Origin of the sequence: Acidovorax sp. (assembly GCF_046339755.1) — a bacterium.
Lineage (GTDB): Bacteria > Pseudomonadota > Gammaproteobacteria > Burkholderiales > Burkholderiaceae_C > Acidovorax.
In genome coordinates this window covers 11,923-30,063 of record NZ_JBKDTZ010000170.1, presented here as the reverse complement: position 1 = coordinate 30,063, position 18,141 = coordinate 11,923, and the positions used below count along the sequence as shown (strand labels likewise).

Here is an 18,141-nt window from a genome sequence, read left to right as displayed (position 1 = left end):
GGCCGCAGCAGACCAGCTGCATCACCTGTGCCGATGCCCTGCCAACGCCAACCGCGATGCCCACACCCTGCGGCGCAGGTGGGCCGTGCCGAGCGCCCACCTGCCCAGCCGCCGGTTACTTGGGCAAAAGCACCCGGTCCACCGTATGCACCACGCCATTGCTGGCAAACACATCGGTGGCGGTGATGCGGCTGGTGCGCAGGCTCTGGTCGGTGATCACAAGGCTGGGGTTGACCGTGAAGCTCTGGCCCTGCACGGTGGCGATGGCCGTGTTGACGGGCACCTCTGCTTTCAGCACCCGCGCCGGCACCACGTGGTAGGTGAGCACGCGGGTCAGCAAGGCGGTGTTGGCCAGCAGCGCCTCTTTGGTCATGCCGAGCTCGGCCAGCAGCGCCGCAAAGGCGGCATTGGTGGGCGCGAACACGGTGAACGGGCCTGGGCCTTTCAGCGTGGCCACCAGGCCGGCCGCAGCCACGGCCTCGACCAGGATGCTGAAGTCAGGCACGGCCATGGCGGTGGCAACGATGTCCTTGTCCGCCGGCAGCAGCACGCGGTCCACCAGGTGCACCACGCCGTTGCTGGCCTGTATGTCGGTGCTGGTGATGCTGGTGACGCGGTTGCGGCCATCGGTGATCTTGAGGCCGTTGGCAGACTCGATCTTGAAGAAGCCGCCCGACACCGGCGTGATGGCCTTGCCCAGAGGCACATCGGCACGTACCACCCGGCTGCCGAGCACATGGTAGGTGAGCACGGCGGTGAGCAGGGGCTTGTTGGCCAGCAGCGCCTCCTTGCTCAAGCCCAGCTCGGACAGCAGTGCGGCAAAGGCGGCGTTGGTGGGGGCAAAGACGGTGAGGCTGCCCGTGCTCAGCGTGGGCGCCAACCCCGCGGCCACCACGGCCTCGACCAGGATGCTCAGCTCCGGGGTGTTCTGCGCCAGCTCGACGATGTTGCGCTGGGGTTCGTCGTCGCTGCCCCCGCAGGCCTGGAGCACGGTGGTGCTGGCCCCCAGGGCGGCGGCCAGAAGGACGGTACGGCGGTTGAATGCAGTATTCATGGGAATCTCTCCTCGCTGTCAGACAGTGGATGAAAAGACAGGGGACCTTCCGAACGGGCCCCCTTGAATCTGCGCCGCCCGGTGCCTTTGCACAGGCTATGCACGGGCAGGCGCGCACGCAACTGGATGCTTATTTGGGCATCATCACCGTGTCGATGGCATGGATGACGCCGTTGCTGGCGGCGACGTCGGTTGCGATGACCTTGGACTGGTCGACCATCACGCCCATGTTGGTGGACACGGTGATCTCCTGGCCCTGCACGGTCTTGACCTTGCCGGCTTTGACGTCCTTGGCCATGACCTTGCCCGGCACCACGTGGTAGGTGAGCACCTTGGTGAGCGCCGCCTTGTCCTTGAGCAGGCCGTCGAGCGTGGCCTTGGGGATCTTGGCAAAGGCTTCATCGGTGGGCGCGAACACGGTGAACGGGCCGGGGCCCTTGAGCGTGTCCACCAGGCCGGCGGCCTGCACTGCAGCCACCAGGGTCTTGAAGTTACCGGCCTTCACGGCGGTGTCGACGATGTCTTGCGCCATTGCGCCGAAGGTGGCGCCTGCGGTCAGGGCCAGAGCAACAAGGGTCTTCTTCATGATTTCATTCCTCGATTTGGGGATGCACTCACACGCCAAGATGGGCGCGACCGGATTGTATGACCGTTTGGTAATTATTTCTACCAATTAGTTTTATTAAGACCAATTGGTTTCTTTCAGATACATGAGCGCGTTTTTCAGTGCCCGCCAAAGATCAGCGACTGGTGCGTGGCCGCGCCCGCCAGCGTGCCGTCGCCCACCACCAGCGGCAGCGAGCCGCCTTGGCGCGCCGCGTCGCCGCAGGCGTACACGCCAGGCACGGTGGTGGCCTTCATGGCGTCGGTCTTGATGGTGCGGCCCAGAGGCCCGTCTTCGAACTCGCAGCCCAGCGCCTGGGCAATGGGGCTGGCCACCTCCACACGGGTCAGGGTGAACAGGCCGTCTTGCGGGATCACGCGGCCGTCACGCATCACGATGTCGATGGCGCCTTCGATGCGGGCTATGAGCCCCCGCTCCAGCGCCACGCCGCGTGCCTGCAGCTGCGCCAGTTGGTCGGCATCGGGCTCGAAGGCGCCGTTCAGGAAGAAGGTGGCCTGGCCCCAGTCGGGCAGCATCAGCGCGACATGCATGGAAAACGGCGACACGCCCAGGGCGCCGATGCGGCCCTGGTTCAGCTCGTAGCCGTGGCAGTACGGGCAGTGGAAGACGTGGCGCCCCCAGCGCTCGGCCAGGCCGGGCACCTCGGGCAAATGGTCGATGACGCCGGTGGCCAGCACCAGGCGGCGGGCCTCGATCGGCTCGGGTGTTGATGCCGCCCCATCCACCTCGATGCGAAAGCCCTGCCCTGCCCGCTCGGCAGCGGTCACCTTGCCCTCGCGCCAATCGGCCGTCGGGTAGGCCATGAGCTGCGCACGCCCCTGGGCTGCGATGTCGGCCGCGGGCGTGCCGTCCTGCGTGAGAAAGCCGTGCGAGTGCTCGGCAAAGCGGTTGCGGCGCTGGCCGGCATCCACCACCAGCACGCGCCGGCGCGCCCGCGCCAGTTGGGTGGCAGCGGCCAGGCCGGCATAGCTGCCGCCGATCACGATGGCGTCGTAGTGCATGGTGTGAGCCCTTTCATTCATGATACTTTTGAAGTTTCATGATAGCGTGGCACAGCTTTTCATGCAACTTACAATGATTCAAGACCACACCGGAACCAGACTTTCATGAGAAGCGACAGCAGACTCTCGCGCATGCTCCATGTCTTGCTGCACATGGCACGGCACGATGCCCCGTTCACCTCCGAGCAGATCGCCACCATGCTGGGCACCAACCCCGTGGTGGTTCGCCGCACCATGGCGGGCCTGCGCGAGGCGGGCTATGTGCGCTCGGAAAAAGGCCATGGTGGCGGCTGGACGATGGCGTGCGACCTGGCCCAGGTGACGCTGCTGGACATCCACAATGCCGTGGGCGGGCCGCACCTGTTCGCCATCGGCAATGGCAGCGACAACCCCGAATGCGCGGTGGAGCGTGTGGTCAATGCGGCGCTGGACGACGCGCTGCGCCAAGCGGAGGCGCTGCTGATTGCGCGGCTGGCGGCCATTTCATTGGCGGACCTGGCCAAGCAGTTCGATGCGGAGTGTTCTGCCAAGGGGTGGACGGTGCATGGAGGTCCAGTGCACTGAACCGCGACGCAAGTCGATCACGGTGTAAGAACCTGTTCAAGATCTTTTTGCAGCCGCGCTGGACAAAGTGTCCGCTGATCGACAGGCTCGGCCGCAGAAGAACGGCGCCTACGCGCCCGCGCCCTTCGCCATCAGCTCGACCAGCCGCGCCTGCGCCGTCGAGCGGTAGTGCGGCTCCAACGCCCCTGGCACCAGCCACTCCCTCAACAACGCGGCACTGTTGCAACGCTCGATGGGCTCGAAGCCGCCGAACCCGAGATCGACCACGATGCGGCGGCTGACGGCCTCGCACAGATGCCGGTTCGCCGAGGCGGCCGCGAGCAGATCCCAGCGCACCGTGCCGGCAGGGGGAATCGCGTCCAGGTCCTTGACCAGCATGCGCTGGATCAACGGGTTGTGCGTATGCTCGGCCACCAGCAGTGCGCGGGCAACCTCCAGTTTCTGTTGCGGACTGAATTTTTCTTCATCGTAGGAGGCATGGCTGTTCTGCGCCACGTGCAGGGCGATATCCCGATAGGCTGCATCCAGGATTTCGGCGCCCAGCAACTCTTCGGCGGCAACGCCTGGGACCTCTTTGGAAAACCCCCTCAGCGCGCTGTTCGAGGTTTCGGTGTCCGCGTCCTGGGCCAGGGTCTTGAGTACATCCAACCCGGTCATCCCCCTTTTTGCCACCGCCCTGCGCACGGCCTTGCTGCTGTCGGCGGCCAGCAGGCGCAGCAGCTCGGGGTCGGTGGTGGCGTCCGCCACGCGTTTGCGCTGGCCGCTGTCCATTGCAAGAATGCGCTCGTGGCCTGCATTCGCGGCCTCCCTCGGGTTGAAGGCAGGCTTGGGTACGGCCGGTTTGGCATAGGGCTTGGCGATGTGGGTGCCGATGGCGGCCTGCACGGCCGCGTCGGTGACCTGCAGCGCCGGAAAGCGCTGGGCCAGATTCTTCTTCGCAGCGCGGCTGACCTCGTCGTGCTTGTCCTGCAGCAGGCTGAGAAGCACGTCGCTGCCGGCATGGCGCGACATGGCCAAATTCAGGCGCTCCGACTTGCGCGGGCTGTTCAAAAAGAAGCGGGTGATCTCTGGCGAGGTGTTGGCATGCATGGCGATGCCCTTGCGCAGCATGGCGTCGTCCAAGGGCAGCAAGGCCTCGAGCACGTCAGGCGGGCATTGGGGGTGCTTGATCAGCACGCGCGCAGAGGTCGGCACCAGTTCCTTGGCGTAGTGGTCCTTGCGGCTCAGCCAGATGAAGCGCACCTGCTCGGGCGTGAGGTGCTTGTTCAGCACCAGCGACAGCTCCCAGGCGAAGAACCAGGTCCGGTTCAGACCTTCGGCCACGCGCCCGGATTGCAACAGGGCAAAAATGAAGTCCAGCAGGACTTTGTCCTTGCTCTTCTTGACCTTGGTTTCGAGTTCGAGCAGCGCATTGGCGATGCGCAAAGGGCTGTGCGCCGCCTCAGCACCCGCCAGCGCCTCGCCATGCACGAGCTTGCCGGCCAGCACGGACTGCAGCAGGTGCTGGTCACTTTCGTTCAGTCCAATGGCCGTCTGCATGAAACGGCGGCGCTCGCCGCTCTCGCTGAAGTAGGCGTCGGCCCCCTTGAACAGCGCCTCCAGTGCGGCAAGTTCTTCGGGGCTGGGCGGGGCGTCGGTCATCTTCGTCACGGTAGAAGGTTCTCCTTACTGCAGATCCGCAAAAGTCTAGGGCGTGTTAACACTGTTTTCGGGGATCGCGTTGCCCGGCCTGGGGGCTGGATGCAAGGCGCCCGTGCGCAGCAAGGCTTGCGCCTCGCAAGCGCGGGCAACGCCGCAGACGGCCCCCAGGCAGGGCAACCCGAAGAGAAGGCCCTAGCCCGCAGAAAGCCCTCGCGGACCCGCCAGCGCTGGACAAAGTGTCCACTGCCAAGGCCTTGCAGGAGCTTGGAACCTGTTCAAGATCTCCCGCCAGCGAAATTATTCCTGGGGTTACGCCCCAAATTCACGGAAGTAGGCCAAGATGGCTGCCAGTGGCTGGGAAATCCAGCCACGCAATGCGGACGCAGTTCTTCCATTGGCAACTGACGAGAGAATCCATGCCCCATTCGCCGCTTTCACTGGCCCGACAAAATGCCCTTCGACTGGAGCTGCCGTTCATTGCCGATCTTTTGCGGGCGAGGCGGGCCAGCGAAATCGCCGATGCAGCCATCGAAGACCTCGTCCACCTGTCATGGCTGGAATGGTTTGGGGGTCATCTCAATTTGACCCAGGTTGGAACCAACATCTGCCAGCAACAGCGCGCCGCAGGCACCGCGCGCAGCGGGTGAAGCTCCCTGCATCGGCAGTCGGTCAAGCCAGCGGCGATGGCGCCCGCTGGCGCGGCGCATGCACCGCCATCAGCTCCACGATCCAGTCGATGAACACGCGCAGCTGCTTGCTCACGTAGCGGTTGGGCGGGTAGGCTACGTACATCGGCATGGCATCGATGCGCCAGTCGGTAAACAGCGGCACCAGCGCGCCGCTGGCGACATGCTGCCTGGCCATGTAGTGGGGCAACCAGAGCGCGCCCAGGCCTGACAGCCCGGCAGTGAGGTAGGCGTTGCCGTCGTCGATGGCGAGCGCGTAGCGCCCTCCGACCTTGGCCGTCTCGCGGCCCCTGCGCATGGCGTAAGGCAGGTCCCCATCCCAGCGGTAGCGCACGATGCGATGGCGTGGATCGCGCAGTTCCTCGGGGTGCGCGGGCGTGCCCGCCTGCGCCAGGTAGGCGGGTGCGGCGTACACGCCCAACTGCAGGTCACCCACATGGCGCGCAACGAGGCCCTGGTCCCTGATGGTGCCGCCGCGCACCACGCAGTCCACGTTGTCGCCGATCAGGTCGACCTTGCGGTCGCTGGCCCCCATGTCGAGCTGGATGTCGGGGTAGCGCGCGTAGAACGCTGGCAGCGCCGGCACCAGGAGGATGTTGGCCAGCGGGCTGGGCACGTCCACCCGAAGCAGGCCGCGCGGCACCATGGGGGCGCCGGGCAGGTTGCCTTCGATGTCGTCGAGCTCGGCCAGCAGGCGCACCACGCGCTCGTAGTACACCGCGCCGTCGTTGGTGACGTTGACCCGGCGCGTCGTGCGGTGCAAAAGCTTGACTTGCAGGCGTGCCTCCAGCTGCTGTACCAGCTGGGTCACTGTGGTGCGGCTCCAGCCCAGGTTGTCGGCCGCCTTGGTGAAGCTGCCCGACTCGACCACCCGCACAAAGGCCCGCATGCCGTCAAACCTGTCCACTGGGAATCCTCCTGATTGTCCTCATTTTACAAACAGTGATGCAGGAGATGATCGCTTTATCCAAACAATATCCCTGACTACAGTCGCTCCATCAACCAACCCATGGAGCCCCCAATGAGCCAACGCAAACCCGTTTTTCCCGCCGACCGCCATGACCTGTATGCCAACCACAGGTACTCGGCGGCCATCCAGTCCGGCGACCTGCTGTTCGTCTCCGGCCAGGTCGGCAGCCGCGGCGACGGATCGCCCGAGCCCGGCTTCGAGGCCCAGGTGCGCCTGGCCTTCGCCAACCTGCAGGCCACCCTCAAGGCCGGCGGCTGCACTCTGGACGACATCGTGGACGTGACCACCTTCCACACCGATCCGCAAAGCCAGTTCGAGACCATGATGGCGGTGAAGAACGAGATCTTCCCGAGCGCGCCCTACCCCAACTGGACGGCGGTCGGCGTCAACTGGCTGGCGGGGTTTGACTTCGAGATCAAGGTGATCGCCCGCATTCCCGGGTGAACAAACAGGTCGTTACGCGCAGCCCTGGCTTCAGGCCTTGCGCAAAGCCCCGGGGCGGGGCATGCTGGCGCGCCGCTGCACCGCAGCGGCACCAACAACCCAAGGGACGACCCGCCATGACGACGACCACCCCGACCACGCGCACCCTGATGCCCCTGTCCGCCGCCGCGGCCCTGTTGATCCAGTTGGCCGCCACCACCGCCCAGGCGGCCGACCTGCCTCCGGTGCCACCGCCAGCACCCGCCCCCACCCGCCCCGCAAGCCAGCCGGCAGCGCAGGCGCCGGTGGCAGATCCGCTGGCCCAGGCGCGTTACCTCACCCGGTCGCTGCAATGGTCTGCAGCACTTGACGAACTCAAGCGCGTCAACGCCACGGGCAGCGCCGACTGGCACAACCTCATGGGCTACACGCTGCGCCACGGCAAGGTGCCGGACCTGGTTGCGGCCGGCAAGCACTACGACGAAGCCCTGCGCATCGACCCGCGCCACCGCAACACACTGGAGTACTCGGGCGAGCTGTACCTGATGAAGGGCCAGCTCGGCAAGGCACAGGGGCGCCTGGCCGCCCTGTCCGGCGAATGTGGCGCCACGGGCTGCCAGCAGCATGCGCAGCTGCAGGCTGCCATCGACCGCTACAAGGCAGCGGGCAACAAGTTCGTGCCGACGACCTGGTAGCCTGGGCAGGCTCGCCCACCAGCCGGCCGACAGGTGCTCCCGGCCAGGGGGAGCCGCACCCCGACCTCTGCGCCGATTGCCCGGCCGGCGCAGCCACCGGCCTGCCCTGCCAAAGCGCCATTTCGGCGGCCGCACATATCGATGACGCCACCATGACGCGAAGACTGCACCAGCTTCGCGCGCCTGAGAAAGCCCTATCTTCGGCACATCCGGCCAAAAAACTCCCGCTTTCTGTTGTTTTCAGCAACAAACCCTTTGGACCAGCGGTATTTACCCGCGTGGCGGCCCGCGCCCTGGCCCCATAGCATCCCCCTCCGTTGCGCTGTGCAACGCCACAACGCTGTAGGCACACCATTTGCTTATAGCGACGGTCGGAAAATGGGTACCCCCATCTCCGGCTTGTGACCATTTGTTATCAAACACAATTTGATGGAGGGATCTTTGCCCATGAAAACGATGAACCGCTGCGCTATTGCAGCATTGGCCCTGGTGGGTACTTCTGCCGCCCTGGCCCAGAGCAGCCTGACTTTGTACGGCCGCATCAACACCACGGTCGAGCACCAGAAGGACGGCGATGCATCCCGGACCGGCCTGTTCAACAACTCCTCCCGCTTCGGCTTCAAGGGCCAGGAAGACCTGGGCGGCGGGCTGAAGGCGGGCTTCCAGCTGGAAAGCGGCTTTGACTCCAGCACCGGCGCCACGGATTCGCGCGGTGTGTTCGCACGCCAGAGCGAGGTGAACCTCTCGGGCGGCTTCGGCATGGTGCGCCTGGGCAACTTCACGTCGGAGTCGTACTACGCCACGGCGGACTTCATCAGCAACCACAACCACGACACCGGCTCGTCGGCAGACGCTCTGTACGCCTACCCTGCCCGCGACGTGAACAAGATCGCCTACCGCACCCCCAGCTTTGGCGGCGCCACGTTCGAAGCTGGCTGGGCCATGCATGAGAGGGTCAACGGCACGGGCGGCAAGAACAGCATCGACCTGGCGGCCAACTACGCCATCGGCGCACTGGGCCTGGGCGCCGGCTACTCCAAGCTCGATGACCAGAGCCAGTTTGCCGTGCGCGCCTCGTACTCGACCGGCCCGTTCGTGCTGGGCGCCTACGTGCAACGGGACAAGAACGCGTACATCGCCAACGGTGGCAACCGCACCAACGTGCGCCTGTCGGCGGCCTACATCGTGGACGTGTCCGAGTTTCACGTGAACGTGGGCCGCGCGGGCGACTACTCCCGCGTGAACGACAGCGCTGCCACCCAATACACGCTGGGCTACAACTACCACCTGAGCAAGCGCACCAAGATCTACACCTACTACACCCGCATCAACAACAACCGGGCCGCCAACTACGGCGTATCGGCCGCGGGCAACGACTTCAGCTCCTTTGCCATGGGGGTGCGCCACAACTTCTGATGGCATCGCACCTGCTGCTGCCCTGACTGGTGGGAGGGCAGAGACACAGCGCCATTGATCCCGCACTCCCCTGCGGAGTGCGGGTTTTTTTACGCCTGGGCGATGGCGGGCCGCCCCGCTTCCAGGCCGATGCCACCCAGTTTGCTCCCTTCGGCCGCGCTGGAATTCTGCGCACGGACCACTGCGCTTCAGCACACCCGACCGCCCCACCCATTGCCACAGACGCCAACTTGCCCGAGCTGATGGCGCGCGTCGCGCTGCAGGACCGCGCGGCCTTCAAATCCCTGTACCAGGCCACCTGCGGGAGTCTGTTTGCGGTGGCCTTGCGGACTTTGGGCAATGAGAACTGGGCAGACGACGTGCTGCAAGAGGCTTACGTGAACATCTGATCCACGCCACCGCAACGCGCTCGCGTACTCGGGCGAGCTGTACCTGACGAAGGGCGAGCTCGACAAGGCACAGGCACGCCTGGTCACACTGGGCAGCGGATGTGGGGTCAGCGGCTGCACGCAGCAGGCGCAGCTGCAGGAAGCAGTCGAGCGCTACAAGGCGGCGCGCACCAGGTACGTGCCAACGGCCTGGTAACGGCTTGGTAACGGCTTGGTAAAGGCCTTGCGCTTCAGCACCGGCCTTCCGGCGTCTTCTCCAACTCACTGAGCTTGTCCACCACCAGCGCGATGAAGGCCGACACCGCCAGCGGCAGGTGCCTGCGGCTGGGGTACAGCACGGTGAGCCTCTGGCCCTTGCGCTGGTACTGGGGCAGCACAGGCACGAGCACGCCGGCCTGTACATCGAGCCGGGACATGCCGGCAGGCAGCAGCGCAATGCCCAAGCCGGCCACGGCAGCGCGGCGCAGGGCCTGGGCGGTGTTGGCGCCAAAGCGGCCGGTGGTGTGCGGCACCTCGTGCACGGCACCATCGGGCCCCACCAGGCGCCACGCGCTGTTGCTGCCCGCGTGGCTGGCCACGATGGCGTCGTGTCCGGCCAGATCGGCCAGCGAGGTGGGCATGCCGCGTGCGGCAAGGTAGGCCGGGCTGGCCACCAGGCAGTCGCCCCGGGCCGCAAAGAGCTGGCGGCCCACGTAGCCCGAGTCGCCCACATCCCCGCCGCGAAACGCCACGTCGATGCGCTCGGCGATCAGGTCCGATCGGGCGTCGCTGAGCACGAAGTCGAGCCGCACACGCGGGTGCGCGGCCAGGAAGCCGGCGATCCATTCCATGGGAAAGAAGTCGAAGAAATCCGCCGGCACCGCCACGCGCACGGAGCCGGTGGGCTCGCCGCTGCCCAGGCGCAGCTCCTGCCCGGCCTCCTGCAGGCCGTCGACCGCGCCCGCACAGCGCCCGTGGAAGGCCTCGCCCACGCTGGTGAGGGTGAGCTTGCGCGTGGAGCGCTGCAAGAGCCGCGTGCCCAATTGCGCCTCCAGCTGCTGCACGCGCCGGCTCACCGTGTTGGGCGGCTGGCCCAGGCGGCGCGCAGCCTCGGCAAAGCTGCCGCTGCGCACCACCTGCACGAAAAGGGCGATGTCGTTGAGGTCGAGCGCGGCTGAAGCGGTGGTGGTGTCCGATGCCATGAATTCACCATAAATATGGACGAGTGAAATCAAATTGTGCCATCTAGTCAATCAATGGGGTGCGCCCTAATCTTCATGGCATCGGGGCGCAGAGCGCCTGTAACGAACCCATCAGGAAGGAAAGCACCCATGACAATTTCGAAATTGCCCCATATCGGCATAGTGATCGGCTCCACGCGCGAGGGTCGCTTTGCCGACAAGCCCGCGCAGTGGTTCCACGGCATCGCTGGCGAGCGCACCGACCTCACGGCCGAGCTGGTGGACCTGCGCGACTACCCCATGCCCTTCTTCGACGAACCGCTGTCGCCCGCCTGGGCGCCGGTGAAGAACGAGGCTGCGCAGCGCTGGGCGGCCAAGCTGACCACGCTCGACGGCCTGGTGGTGATCACCGCCGAATACAACCACGGCCCCACGGCCGTGCTCAAGAATGCGTTCGACTATGCGTACAAGGAGTTCGCGCGCAAGCCCATCGGCTTTGTGGGCTATGGCGGCGTGGGTGCGGCGCGCGCCGTGGAGCAGCTGCGCCTGGTGGCCACGGAGGTACAGATGGCGCCCGTGCGCAATGCGGTGCACATCGGCATGGTGGAGTTTCTGGGCCTGTGGCGCGAGGGCAAGGCCTTTGCCAATTACCCGCACCTGGCCCAGTCGGCCAAGGGCCTGCTGGACGACATGGCCTGGTGGGCCAAGGCCCTCAAGACCGCCAGGGAGGCAGCATGAACACCGCACTGGCCGAAGCACCCGTCACCAATGCAAGCCGTGCCATTGCCTACCGCACGCGCGGCAGCATGCACGGGCCCATCACCCGGCTGGTGAGCCCAGGCGATGTGGGCGAGTGGATCAAGCCCTTCATCTTTCTGGACCTGTTCGCGTCGGACTCGCCCGATGCGTTCCGCGGCTTTGGCATGCACCCGCATTCTGGCATTGCCACGCTGACCTACCTGATCGCGGGCGACTTGTCGTACGAAGACACCACCGGCAAAAGCGGCGAGCTGCACGCCGGCAGCGTGGAATGGATGCGCGCGGGCAATGGCGTGTGGCACACCGGCGCGCCGGTGGGCAATGCACCGTCGCTGGGCTTTCAGCTGTGGGTGGCGTTGCCCCCTGCGCTGGAGAACGCGCCCGCGCTGAGCCAGTACCTGGCGGCAGACGAGGTGCCGCAGGCCGGCCCGGCTCGCGTGCTGCTGGGCAGCCACGGGGGCGCGACCAGCCCCATCGAGGCGCCCTCTCCCATGGCCTACCTGGCGGTGCAACTGCGCGATGGCGAGCGTTGGCGCTATGTGCCGCCCGCCGGCCACACCGTGGCCTGGGTGGCGGTGGCGACGGGCGCGCTGGATGCGCCGGGCGGTGCCGTGGTTGCCGAAGAATTCGCCATGTTCGAGGAATCGGCAGGCGCCATCGACTTCACGGCCCGGGGCGATACGCACTTCGTACTGGGTTCGGCCGCGAAGCACCCGCACGATCTGGTGATGGGCCGCTACTCGGTGCATACCAGCCAGGCCGCGCTGGCGCAGGGCGAGGCGGAGATCCGACGCATCGGTACGCAGCTGCGGCAAGAACGCCGGCTGGGTTAGCTCAAGCGCATTCGGCAACCGGCCGGGGCGCGGCCGCCGGGCTGCGCGCCGACCACACCACCAGGGCCAGCGCCAGGGCGGCCAGGCCGGCCCCCGCCAGCATCACGCTCTGGTAACCCAGGCCGCTGCTCAGCACGATGGCGCCCGCAGCCGCCCCGATGGCATTGCCCAGGTTGAAGGCGCCGATGTTGATCGACGAGGCCAGGGCCGGCGCCTCGGCCGCGGAGCGCATCACCTTCATCTGCACCGGGGGCACCAGGGCGAAGGCGGCCGTGCCCCAGACCACCAGGCCGATGGCCGCGCCCAGCTTGCTGGTCGCCAGCCACGGGAAGGCCACCATGCTGGCGGCCACCAGCAGCAGAAAGCCCACCAGGGTCTTGTCCACCGAGCGGTCCGCCAGCTTGCCGCCCACGGTGTTACCGACCGTGAAGCCCACGCCGACCAGGGCGAGCAGGCCCGTGATCTCGCCCGGCGTGGCGCCAGCGAAAGTCTTGAGCACGGGGTTGATGTAGGTGTACAGCGCGAACATCGCGGCCGAGCTGAGCACCGTGGTCAGCAGCCCGTAGACGACGACCGGCCGGCGCAGCACGCGCAGCTCGCCGCGGATGTCGATGGGCGCCTGCAGGGTCTGGCCAGGCGGCAGGGCCATCCGCACCGCGGCCATGGCCAGCACGCCCAGCGTGGCGATCACCGCAAACGATGCGCGCCAGCCCAGGCTGTCGGACAGCCAGGTGGCCGCCGGCACGCCGCCGATGTTGGCCAGGGTGAGCCCCAGGAACATGGTGGCCACCGCACTCGCCTGCTTCTCGCGCGGCACCAGGCTGGCCGCCACCACGGCACCGATGCCGAAGAAGGCCCCGTGCGTGAGGCTGGTGACCACGCGCGCCACCATCAGGCTGGCATAGCCGGGCGCCATGGCCGACAGCAAATTGCCCAGCGTGAAGATGGCCATGAGCAGAACCAGTGCCCGGCGCCGCGGCCAGCGGCCGAGCAGCAGCGTCATGAACGGAGCGCCCAGGGTCACGCCGATGGCGTAGGCGGACACCAACAGGCCGGCAGAGGGGATGGACACCTCCACGCCCTTGGCGATGTCGAGCAGCATGCCCATGGGGCCGAACTCGGTGGTGCCGATGCCGAAGGCGCCGATGGAAAGCGCGGCCAGCGGCCAGGCGGAGGATGTGGGTGATGTGCCTGGCGTGGGCTCGGCGGCGGAGGATGGCTGGATGTGCATGGGTGTCTTGAGGTTTGCGGGTTTTCCCGTATGGGGCGATTGTGGAAAAACACTCTTTTGCAGTAAAGTGGATAATCAAGAAAATACTTTTCGCAATTTCAGGAATATGAAGGCAACGCTCGAAGAGGTGGAGGTGTTCCTCGCGGTGGTGGACACGGGGTCGCTGACCTCAGCCGCCGAGCACCTGGGCCAGCCGGTGTCCACCACCAGCCGGCTGCTGGCCCGGCTGGAAGACAAGCTGCAGACCACCCTGCTGCAGCGCACGACGCGCCGCCTGCACCTCACGGACGAGGGCTGTGGTTATGCCAAGGACGCCCGGCGCATCCTGGAATCGGTGCGCATCGCCGAAGACCGGCTCATGGAGCGGCGCGGCCGCGCGTCCGGCCCCTTGCATGTGGACGCGGCCTCGCCCTTCATGCTGCATGTGCTGGCGCCGCTGATGCCGGGCTACCGCGCGCAGCACCCCGAGGTGGAACTGGTGCTGCACAGCAACGAGGGCTTCATCGACCTGCTGGAGCGCCGGGTGGACCTGGCCATCCGCATCGGTGAGCTCAAGGATTCCACCCTGCACAGCCGGCTGCTGGGGCACACCCGTGTGCGCCTGGTGGCCAGCCCGCGCTACCTCACCCGCCAGGGGGTGCCCGAGGACGCCGAGGCCCTGCGCCGGCACGAGACCATCGGCTTCACCCAGCCCGAGACCCTGAACGTCTGGCCCGTGCTGGCCGGCAACGGCGAGCCCTTGCACATCGATCCGACGCTGATGGCGTGCAATGGCGAGACGATCCGAGAACTGGCCATCAACGGCATGGGCATCGCCTGCCTGTCGGACTTCATGACCGCGCAAGACATTGCCGAGGGCCGGCTGGTGCAGGTGCTGCCCCAGGTGACCATTCTCAAGACCAAGCCGGTGAACGCCGTGTACTACAAGCAGTCGGCCGTGTCGGGCCGCATCGCCTCGATGGTGGGCTACCTGGCGGAGGCGATGCGGGCGCCCGAGGCGCTGTGGGCCGCAGAGCGCGGTCACTGACCCTCAGCGCCCGTGCATGGTCTCGCTGCAGATCGTGCGCACACGGACTCTCGCGCCCCGGCGGGCCAGGCCCGCCACGGTGCCAGCCGCCGTCGCCACCGCCAGCATGGCTGCCAGGTGCGCAGCCATCGCAGCCAGCACATCCAGCAGCACGGGGCTGGCCGACAACGCAGCACCCTGCCCCGGTACCGGGCCGCTCAGGCACAAGGGCGCCAGCGCGGGTACCAGCACGAGCCCCGCACCGTGCAGGAGCGAGACGAGAAAGCAGCCCAGCGCCAGGCTGGCATGCCGTCGCCACCATGGCCGTGCCGCCAGCCCGATGAAGGCAAGGCACAGCGCCCAGGCCAGGGCATGCGGCAGCGCCAGCCCGCCCAGCGCGCCTGCCAGCATCCAGGCCACGGCGGCCGCATGCCCGGCCGCCAGGGGCAGCAGCATCTGCAAGGCATGGGCATGCACCCCGCGCGTGGCGGCGAGGCACCCATGCAGGGCGCCCATGCCCGCCATGGCAAGCCAGGGCCACAGTGCGTCCATGGCGACGCCGCCGTCAGGCCTTGGCGTGGCAGCAGCCGCCCGCCGTGGCTCCCGAAGCCTGTGCGGGTGCCACCAGCGGCGATGGCGCGGGCTGGAAGGGTGCCGCGCCTTCGTAGCGGTCGTGGTGGCGCACCCAGTCCATGGTGTACTCGGGGTTGGGCTCGTTGCGGCCCACGGGGGTCAGGTCGATCAGGGGATAGGTGCCCATCATCACCTCCACCCCGCGGCCGTAGGTGGAGTAGGTGTGGAACACCTCGCTCACCTCGCCCGGCTCCTTGTGGAACACGCTGATGCCCGGCGCCTCTTCGGCCGGAAAGCGCTGCACCGTGTAGTTGTAGGGCACCTCGCCACGCGCCACCTGCTCGGTGGTGAAGCTCACGCCATAGTCGTGGTTGAAGTCGCTGCCGAGAGACGACACCCACTGGAAGCGCCAGCCCATGCGCTGGCGAAAGCGCTCGATCTGATCGAGTGGCGCGCGGGACACCACCACCAGGGTGATGTCGCGATTCGCCAGGTGGATGTTCATGCCGTCGATGTGGTCGGCCATGTAGGAACAGCTGGGGCAGCCCTGCTCCCACCCGGGGCCGAACATGAAGTGCTGAACCAGCAACTGGCGCCGGCCGTCGAACAGCTGGGCCAGGGTGCGCGGGCCGGCGGTGGTGTCGAAGGTGTAGGGCTTGTCCACCCGCACCCAGGGCAGCGCGCGGCGCTCGGCGGCCAGTTGGTCCTGCTGGCGCGAGAGTTCCTTTTCGCGCGCCAGCAGGGCCTGGCGCGCGGCCAGCCATTGGCTGCGTGGAACGATGGGGTGGTGGTGCGTAGCGGTCATGCGGTGCTCCTTTGGGTAGTTGAGGCTGAGGCGCCCATGCAGCGGCTCCGTCGGTCGTGGTTCGGCTGCTGCGCATGGTGTGGATTGGGAGTGGTGGTTCGCGGGTGGTGAATGCCCACCTCGCGCCCAAGGTCAGGAGTGGCTGAAAAAGCCCAGCGAAGCGGTTGTGGCCAGGCGCTGCGTCGCAGACAGTACGTTCAGTACGGCAAGACGCAGCAACGACGCCACAAGGGCTTTTTCAGTTGCTGCTGGCCTTGGGCCGGCGCACGGCGCGCACCTTGCCGGCTCCGCCGCCACCGGCATAGAACAGGTCGGCGCCATCGGATTCGAGCCCGCTCACGCCTGTGCCGGCGGGCATCTGCAGGCGCTCGATGACGGCGCCGCTTTGCGGGTCGATGCGGCGGATGTCGCTGGCATCGCCCTCCCAGGTGCCGTGCCACAGCTCGCCATCGACCCAGGTCACGCCGGTCACGAAGGCGTTGGATTCGATGGTGCGGCGGATGGCGCCGGTGGCGGGGTCGATCTGGTGGATCTTGCGGTCGCGGTACTGGCCCACCCACAGACTGCCCTCGGCCCAGGTGAGGCCCGAGTCGGCGCCCTTGCCGGGCGCGGGGATGGAGGCCACCACGGCGCCCGTGGCCGGGTCGATCTTGTCGATGCGCGACTCGGCGATCTGGTACAGGTGCGTGCCGTCGAATGCCGTTCCTGCATCGCAGGGCAGGTTCAGCATGCGCTCGGTGGCGCCGTTGGCGGGGTCGAAGGCGACCAGGCCGGCATCGGTGGCAGCCCAGACGCGCTGGCCGTCGTGCGTGACGCCGTGCACGCGCTCCGATCCGTTGAAGGGGCCGTACTCGCGCACGATCTCGGCGAAGCGCGTCGGAACGCCGGCCGGTGCCAGTGGGGTGGTGCTGCCGGGATGGCAGTCGGTGTTGCAGGACATGAAGGACTCCTTTGGTGGGTGCCTTGTGGAAAGGCATGGGTCCACTCTAGTCAATCGGCAGCGCAGCGGGGAGTAACAAGATTGTCGTGAATCCGGCCAGGGGCGGGGCCAGCCAGCGCTGCGTGCGGCCCTGACCGATGGAGCGCACGCGGCCTTGCTGCTGCAGCTCGGCCAGCGCGCGCTGCACCGTGCGCTGGCTGTCGCCCAGCGCCAGGGCCAGGGCCGAGGTGGACCATGCGGCGCCATCGGCCAGCAGGGCCTGCAGCGAGGCCTGCTCGCCATCGATGGGCGGGGCCAGCACGGCCACCGCGCGCCCGGCCAGCGGGCGCAGCACAAAGCCGCGTGCCGTGGCCTCGATGCGCGCCCACGGCTTCATCAGCGCACGCAGACGGCCCAGCTCCACGCGCAGGCGGGCGCGGTGGGTCTCGTCGGGCTGGTGGGTGCGAAAGGTGGTGGCGATCAACGCATCGCGCTCGGCGTCACCGGGCCAGGACTTGGCGAGGGCACGGGCCAGCGCAAACAGGATGGGGCGGCGCGCAAGCGACAGCCAGGCGGGGGCCGCATCGCTCCCCTCTCCCACCGCCCCCGAGCCCAGCCGGTGCCGGCAGGCATCGAGCACCAGCATGTCCGAGGCCAGCAGCGCGGCCACTTCGTCCAGGCGCAGCAGCTGCTCTCGCGCGGGCCTGCCATCGCCCGGCAGCAGGCGCCGTGCCGCAGGGCGCTGCAATGCGGCCAGGGCCTCGGCGACCTCGGCCGCCAGCGCAGGCACACGGGCGCGCGCTGCGGCCCGTCGCGCTCCGAGCAATGCCTGTCGTGCGGCATCCACGCGCAAAGAGCGCTGTGCCAACTCGGCCAGGGTGAGGCCCGCCACGGCAGCCAGCGCGGGTGGCATGCCCTCTTCCTCCACGTTGACGGGTGCGAGCACTGCGCCGGCCTCCCCGAGCCGGCCCATCAGCAGCCACTGGCGTGCGGCGATGAGCCGGGCCTGCAGCGCGTTGGCGCGGTCGCCCCGCTCGGACAATGCATCAGCGGCAGCTACCAGCGCGTGCGGCGGGCCATTCAGGTCGCGCTGGGCCAGGGCGACCTCGGCCTCGGCTACCACGCAGCGGGCGCGGGCCAGCTCCTCGTGCGCGCCAAACCCCTTGGCGGCGCGGCGTAGCAGCTCGCGCGCCCGGGGGTGCTCGCCCAGTTGCGCCATGGCAATGCCGCGCAGCGCCAGCGCAGGCGGATCGTCGCGCAGGGCCACGCGCTGCAGCGCGCCCAGCGCATCGCCTGATGCAAGCGCACGGGCGGCGGCGGTGATGAGGGAATCCATGGGATGGCAGGCTACACGAGACCCGGACTTGCAATAAGTTTCCAAGGAAACTACA

At 67.5% G+C, this 18,141-nt stretch carries 20 protein-coding genes; 9 read left to right on the top strand and 11 right to left on the bottom strand.

All coding sequences use genetic code 11. The features are described 5' to 3' along the window. Positions 1–115: 115 nt before the first annotated feature. From ACK59X_RS14230 to ACK59X_RS14220, 3 genes are all read right to left on the bottom strand, one after another. On the bottom strand, positions 116–1,054 hold the full coding sequence (locus ACK59X_RS14230) for a fasciclin domain-containing protein (RefSeq protein WP_409958037.1): 939 nt from the start codon (positions 1,052–1,054) through the stop codon (positions 116–118). 130 nt (positions 1,055–1,184) lie between these two features. Continuing rightward, positions 1,185–1,640, bottom strand: a complete 456-nt coding sequence (locus ACK59X_RS14225) for a fasciclin domain-containing protein (RefSeq protein WP_409958035.1) — start codon at positions 1,638–1,640, stop codon at positions 1,185–1,187. 137 nt (positions 1,641–1,777) lie between these two features. Continuing rightward, complete coding sequence (locus tag ACK59X_RS14220; RefSeq protein WP_409958033.1) at positions 1,778–2,680, bottom strand: NAD(P)/FAD-dependent oxidoreductase; 903 nt, start codon at positions 2,678–2,680, stop codon at positions 1,778–1,780. Positions 2,681–2,785: 105 nt separating this feature from the next. Here ACK59X_RS14220 and ACK59X_RS14215 point away from each other — a divergent pair, with 105 nt between their 5' ends. Beyond that, positions 2,786–3,244 carry an Rrf2 family transcriptional regulator gene (locus ACK59X_RS14215; protein WP_409958031.1) on the top strand — a complete coding sequence of 153 codons (459 nt, stop codon included), beginning with the start codon at positions 2,786–2,788 and terminating at the stop codon, positions 3,242–3,244. 108 nt (positions 3,245–3,352) lie between these two features. Here the strand turns inward: ACK59X_RS14215 and ACK59X_RS14210 are convergent, their stop codons facing one another. Then, positions 3,353–4,894, bottom strand: coding sequence for a hypothetical protein (locus tag ACK59X_RS14210; RefSeq protein ID WP_409958029.1), 1,542 nt, complete (start codon positions 4,892–4,894; stop codon positions 3,353–3,355). A 407-nt stretch (positions 4,895–5,301) separates the two neighbouring features. Here ACK59X_RS14210 and ACK59X_RS14205 point away from each other — a divergent pair, with 407 nt between their 5' ends. Next, entirely contained in the window at positions 5,302–5,532 is a 231-nt protein-coding gene (locus ACK59X_RS14205) for a hypothetical protein (protein ID WP_409958027.1), read from the top strand. Positions 5,533–5,554: 22 nt separating this feature from the next. On the opposite strand, the gene ACK59X_RS14200 is transcribed toward ACK59X_RS14205, so the two are convergent. Next, a complete protein-coding gene (locus ACK59X_RS14200; protein WP_409958025.1) occupies positions 5,555–6,478 on the bottom strand; it encodes a LysR substrate-binding domain-containing protein in 924 nt (307 codons plus the stop codon). Positions 6,479–6,592: 114 nt separating this feature from the next. Here ACK59X_RS14200 and ACK59X_RS14195 point away from each other — a divergent pair, with 114 nt between their 5' ends. From ACK59X_RS14195 to ACK59X_RS14180, 4 genes are all read left to right on the top strand, one after another. After that, positions 6,593–6,985, top strand: coding sequence for a RidA family protein (locus ACK59X_RS14195; RefSeq protein WP_409958023.1), 393 nt, complete (start codon positions 6,593–6,595; stop codon positions 6,983–6,985). Between the two features lie 116 nt (positions 6,986–7,101). Further along, entirely contained in the window at positions 7,102–7,659 is a 558-nt protein-coding gene (locus ACK59X_RS14190; protein WP_409958021.1) for a tetratricopeptide repeat protein, read from the top strand. A gap of 447 nt (positions 7,660–8,106) precedes the next feature. Beyond that, positions 8,107–9,075, top strand: a complete 969-nt coding sequence (locus tag ACK59X_RS14185) for a porin (protein WP_409958019.1) — start codon at positions 8,107–8,109, stop codon at positions 9,073–9,075. Positions 9,076–9,305: 230 nt separating this feature from the next. Continuing rightward, entirely contained in the window at positions 9,306–9,464 is a 159-nt protein-coding gene (locus ACK59X_RS14180; protein ID WP_409958017.1) for a hypothetical protein, read from the top strand. Positions 9,465–9,694: 230 nt separating this feature from the next. Here ACK59X_RS14180 and ACK59X_RS14175 read toward each other — a convergent pair whose 3' ends face one another. After that, the gene (locus ACK59X_RS14175) at positions 9,695–10,645 is read right to left on the bottom strand and encodes a LysR substrate-binding domain-containing protein (protein WP_409958015.1); all 951 of its coding nucleotides are present in this window, start codon (positions 10,643–10,645) and stop codon (positions 9,695–9,697) included. Positions 10,646–10,774: 129 nt separating this feature from the next. Here ACK59X_RS14175 and ACK59X_RS14170 point away from each other — a divergent pair, with 129 nt between their 5' ends. After that, positions 10,775–11,362: an NADPH-dependent FMN reductase gene (locus ACK59X_RS14170; RefSeq protein ID WP_409958013.1), complete on the top strand. Its 588-nt coding sequence runs from the start codon at positions 10,775–10,777 to the stop codon at positions 11,360–11,362. Further along, complete coding sequence (locus tag ACK59X_RS14165) at positions 11,359–12,216, top strand: pirin family protein (RefSeq protein ID WP_409958011.1); 858 nt, start codon at positions 11,359–11,361, stop codon at positions 12,214–12,216. The genes ACK59X_RS14170 and ACK59X_RS14165 overlap by 4 nt, the downstream gene beginning before the upstream one ends. Position 12,217: 1 nt before the next feature. On the opposite strand, the gene ACK59X_RS14160 is transcribed toward ACK59X_RS14165, so the two are convergent. Further along, positions 12,218–13,447, bottom strand: coding sequence for an MFS transporter (locus ACK59X_RS14160; protein ID WP_409958009.1), 1,230 nt, complete (start codon positions 13,445–13,447; stop codon positions 12,218–12,220). Between the two features lie 106 nt (positions 13,448–13,553). Between ACK59X_RS14160 and ACK59X_RS14155 the strand changes: the two genes are divergently transcribed. Continuing rightward, positions 13,554–14,474 carry a LysR substrate-binding domain-containing protein gene (locus ACK59X_RS14155; RefSeq protein WP_409958007.1) on the top strand — a complete coding sequence of 307 codons (921 nt, stop codon included), beginning with the start codon at positions 13,554–13,556 and terminating at the stop codon, positions 14,472–14,474. Positions 14,475–14,477: 3 nt separating this feature from the next. Here the strand turns inward: ACK59X_RS14155 and ACK59X_RS14150 are convergent, their stop codons facing one another. From ACK59X_RS14150 to ACK59X_RS14135, 4 genes are all read right to left on the bottom strand, one after another. Then, positions 14,478–15,005 (bottom strand): hypothetical protein, encoded by a 528-nt coding sequence (locus tag ACK59X_RS14150; RefSeq protein ID WP_409958005.1) that lies wholly within the window; start codon positions 15,003–15,005, stop codon positions 14,478–14,480. 13 nt (positions 15,006–15,018) lie between these two features. Continuing rightward, complete coding sequence (locus tag ACK59X_RS14145) at positions 15,019–15,831, bottom strand: DUF899 domain-containing protein (protein WP_409958003.1); 813 nt, start codon at positions 15,829–15,831, stop codon at positions 15,019–15,021. Positions 15,832–16,069: 238 nt separating this feature from the next. Continuing rightward, a complete protein-coding gene (locus ACK59X_RS14140; RefSeq protein WP_409958001.1) occupies positions 16,070–16,771 on the bottom strand; it encodes a hypothetical protein in 702 nt (233 codons plus the stop codon). A 46-nt stretch (positions 16,772–16,817) separates the two neighbouring features. Continuing rightward, a complete protein-coding gene (locus ACK59X_RS14135) occupies positions 16,818–18,086 on the bottom strand; it encodes a helix-turn-helix domain-containing protein (protein ID WP_409957999.1) in 1,269 nt (422 codons plus the stop codon). Positions 18,087–18,141 lie beyond the last annotated feature (55 nt).

Bases quoted from the DNA above. Each gene is read 5' to 3' on its own strand.
- ACK59X_RS14230 (WP_409958037.1), bottom strand. From the start codon at position 1,054: ATGAATACTGCATTCAACCGCCGTACCGTCCTTCTGGCCGCCGCCCTG.
- ACK59X_RS14225 (WP_409958035.1), bottom strand. From the start codon at position 1,640: ATGAAGAAGACCCTTGTTGCTCTGGCCCTGACCGCAGGCGCCACCTTC.
- ACK59X_RS14220 (WP_409958033.1), bottom strand. From the start codon at position 2,680: ATGCACTACGACGCCATCGTGATCGGCGGCAGCTATGCCGGCCTGGCC.
- ACK59X_RS14215 (WP_409958031.1), top strand. From the start codon at position 2,786: ATGAGAAGCGACAGCAGACTCTCGCGCATGCTCCATGTCTTGCTGCAC.
- ACK59X_RS14205 (WP_409958027.1), top strand. From the start codon at position 5,302: ATGCCCCATTCGCCGCTTTCACTGGCCCGACAAAATGCCCTTCGACTG.
- ACK59X_RS14195 (WP_409958023.1), top strand. From the start codon at position 6,593: ATGAGCCAACGCAAACCCGTTTTTCCCGCCGACCGCCATGACCTGTAT.
- ACK59X_RS14190 (WP_409958021.1), top strand. From the start codon at position 7,102: ATGACGACGACCACCCCGACCACGCGCACCCTGATGCCCCTGTCCGCC.
- ACK59X_RS14185 (WP_409958019.1), top strand. From the start codon at position 8,107: ATGAAAACGATGAACCGCTGCGCTATTGCAGCATTGGCCCTGGTGGGT.
- ACK59X_RS14175 (WP_409958015.1), bottom strand. From the start codon at position 10,645: ATGGCATCGGACACCACCACCGCTTCAGCCGCGCTCGACCTCAACGAC.
- ACK59X_RS14170 (WP_409958013.1), top strand. From the start codon at position 10,775: ATGACAATTTCGAAATTGCCCCATATCGGCATAGTGATCGGCTCCACG.
- ACK59X_RS14165 (WP_409958011.1), top strand. From the start codon at position 11,359: ATGAACACCGCACTGGCCGAAGCACCCGTCACCAATGCAAGCCGTGCC.
- ACK59X_RS14160 (WP_409958009.1), bottom strand. From the start codon at position 13,447: ATGCACATCCAGCCATCCTCCGCCGCCGAGCCCACGCCAGGCACATCA.
- ACK59X_RS14155 (WP_409958007.1), top strand. From the start codon at position 13,554: ATGAAGGCAACGCTCGAAGAGGTGGAGGTGTTCCTCGCGGTGGTGGAC.
- ACK59X_RS14150 (WP_409958005.1), bottom strand. From the start codon at position 15,005: ATGGACGCACTGTGGCCCTGGCTTGCCATGGCGGGCATGGGCGCCCTG.
- ACK59X_RS14145 (WP_409958003.1), bottom strand. From the start codon at position 15,831: ATGACCGCTACGCACCACCACCCCATCGTTCCACGCAGCCAATGGCTG.
- ACK59X_RS14140 (WP_409958001.1), bottom strand. From the start codon at position 16,771: ATGTCCTGCAACACCGACTGCCATCCCGGCAGCACCACCCCACTGGCA.
- ACK59X_RS14135 (WP_409957999.1), bottom strand. From the start codon at position 18,086: ATGGATTCCCTCATCACCGCCGCCGCCCGTGCGCTTGCATCAGGCGAT.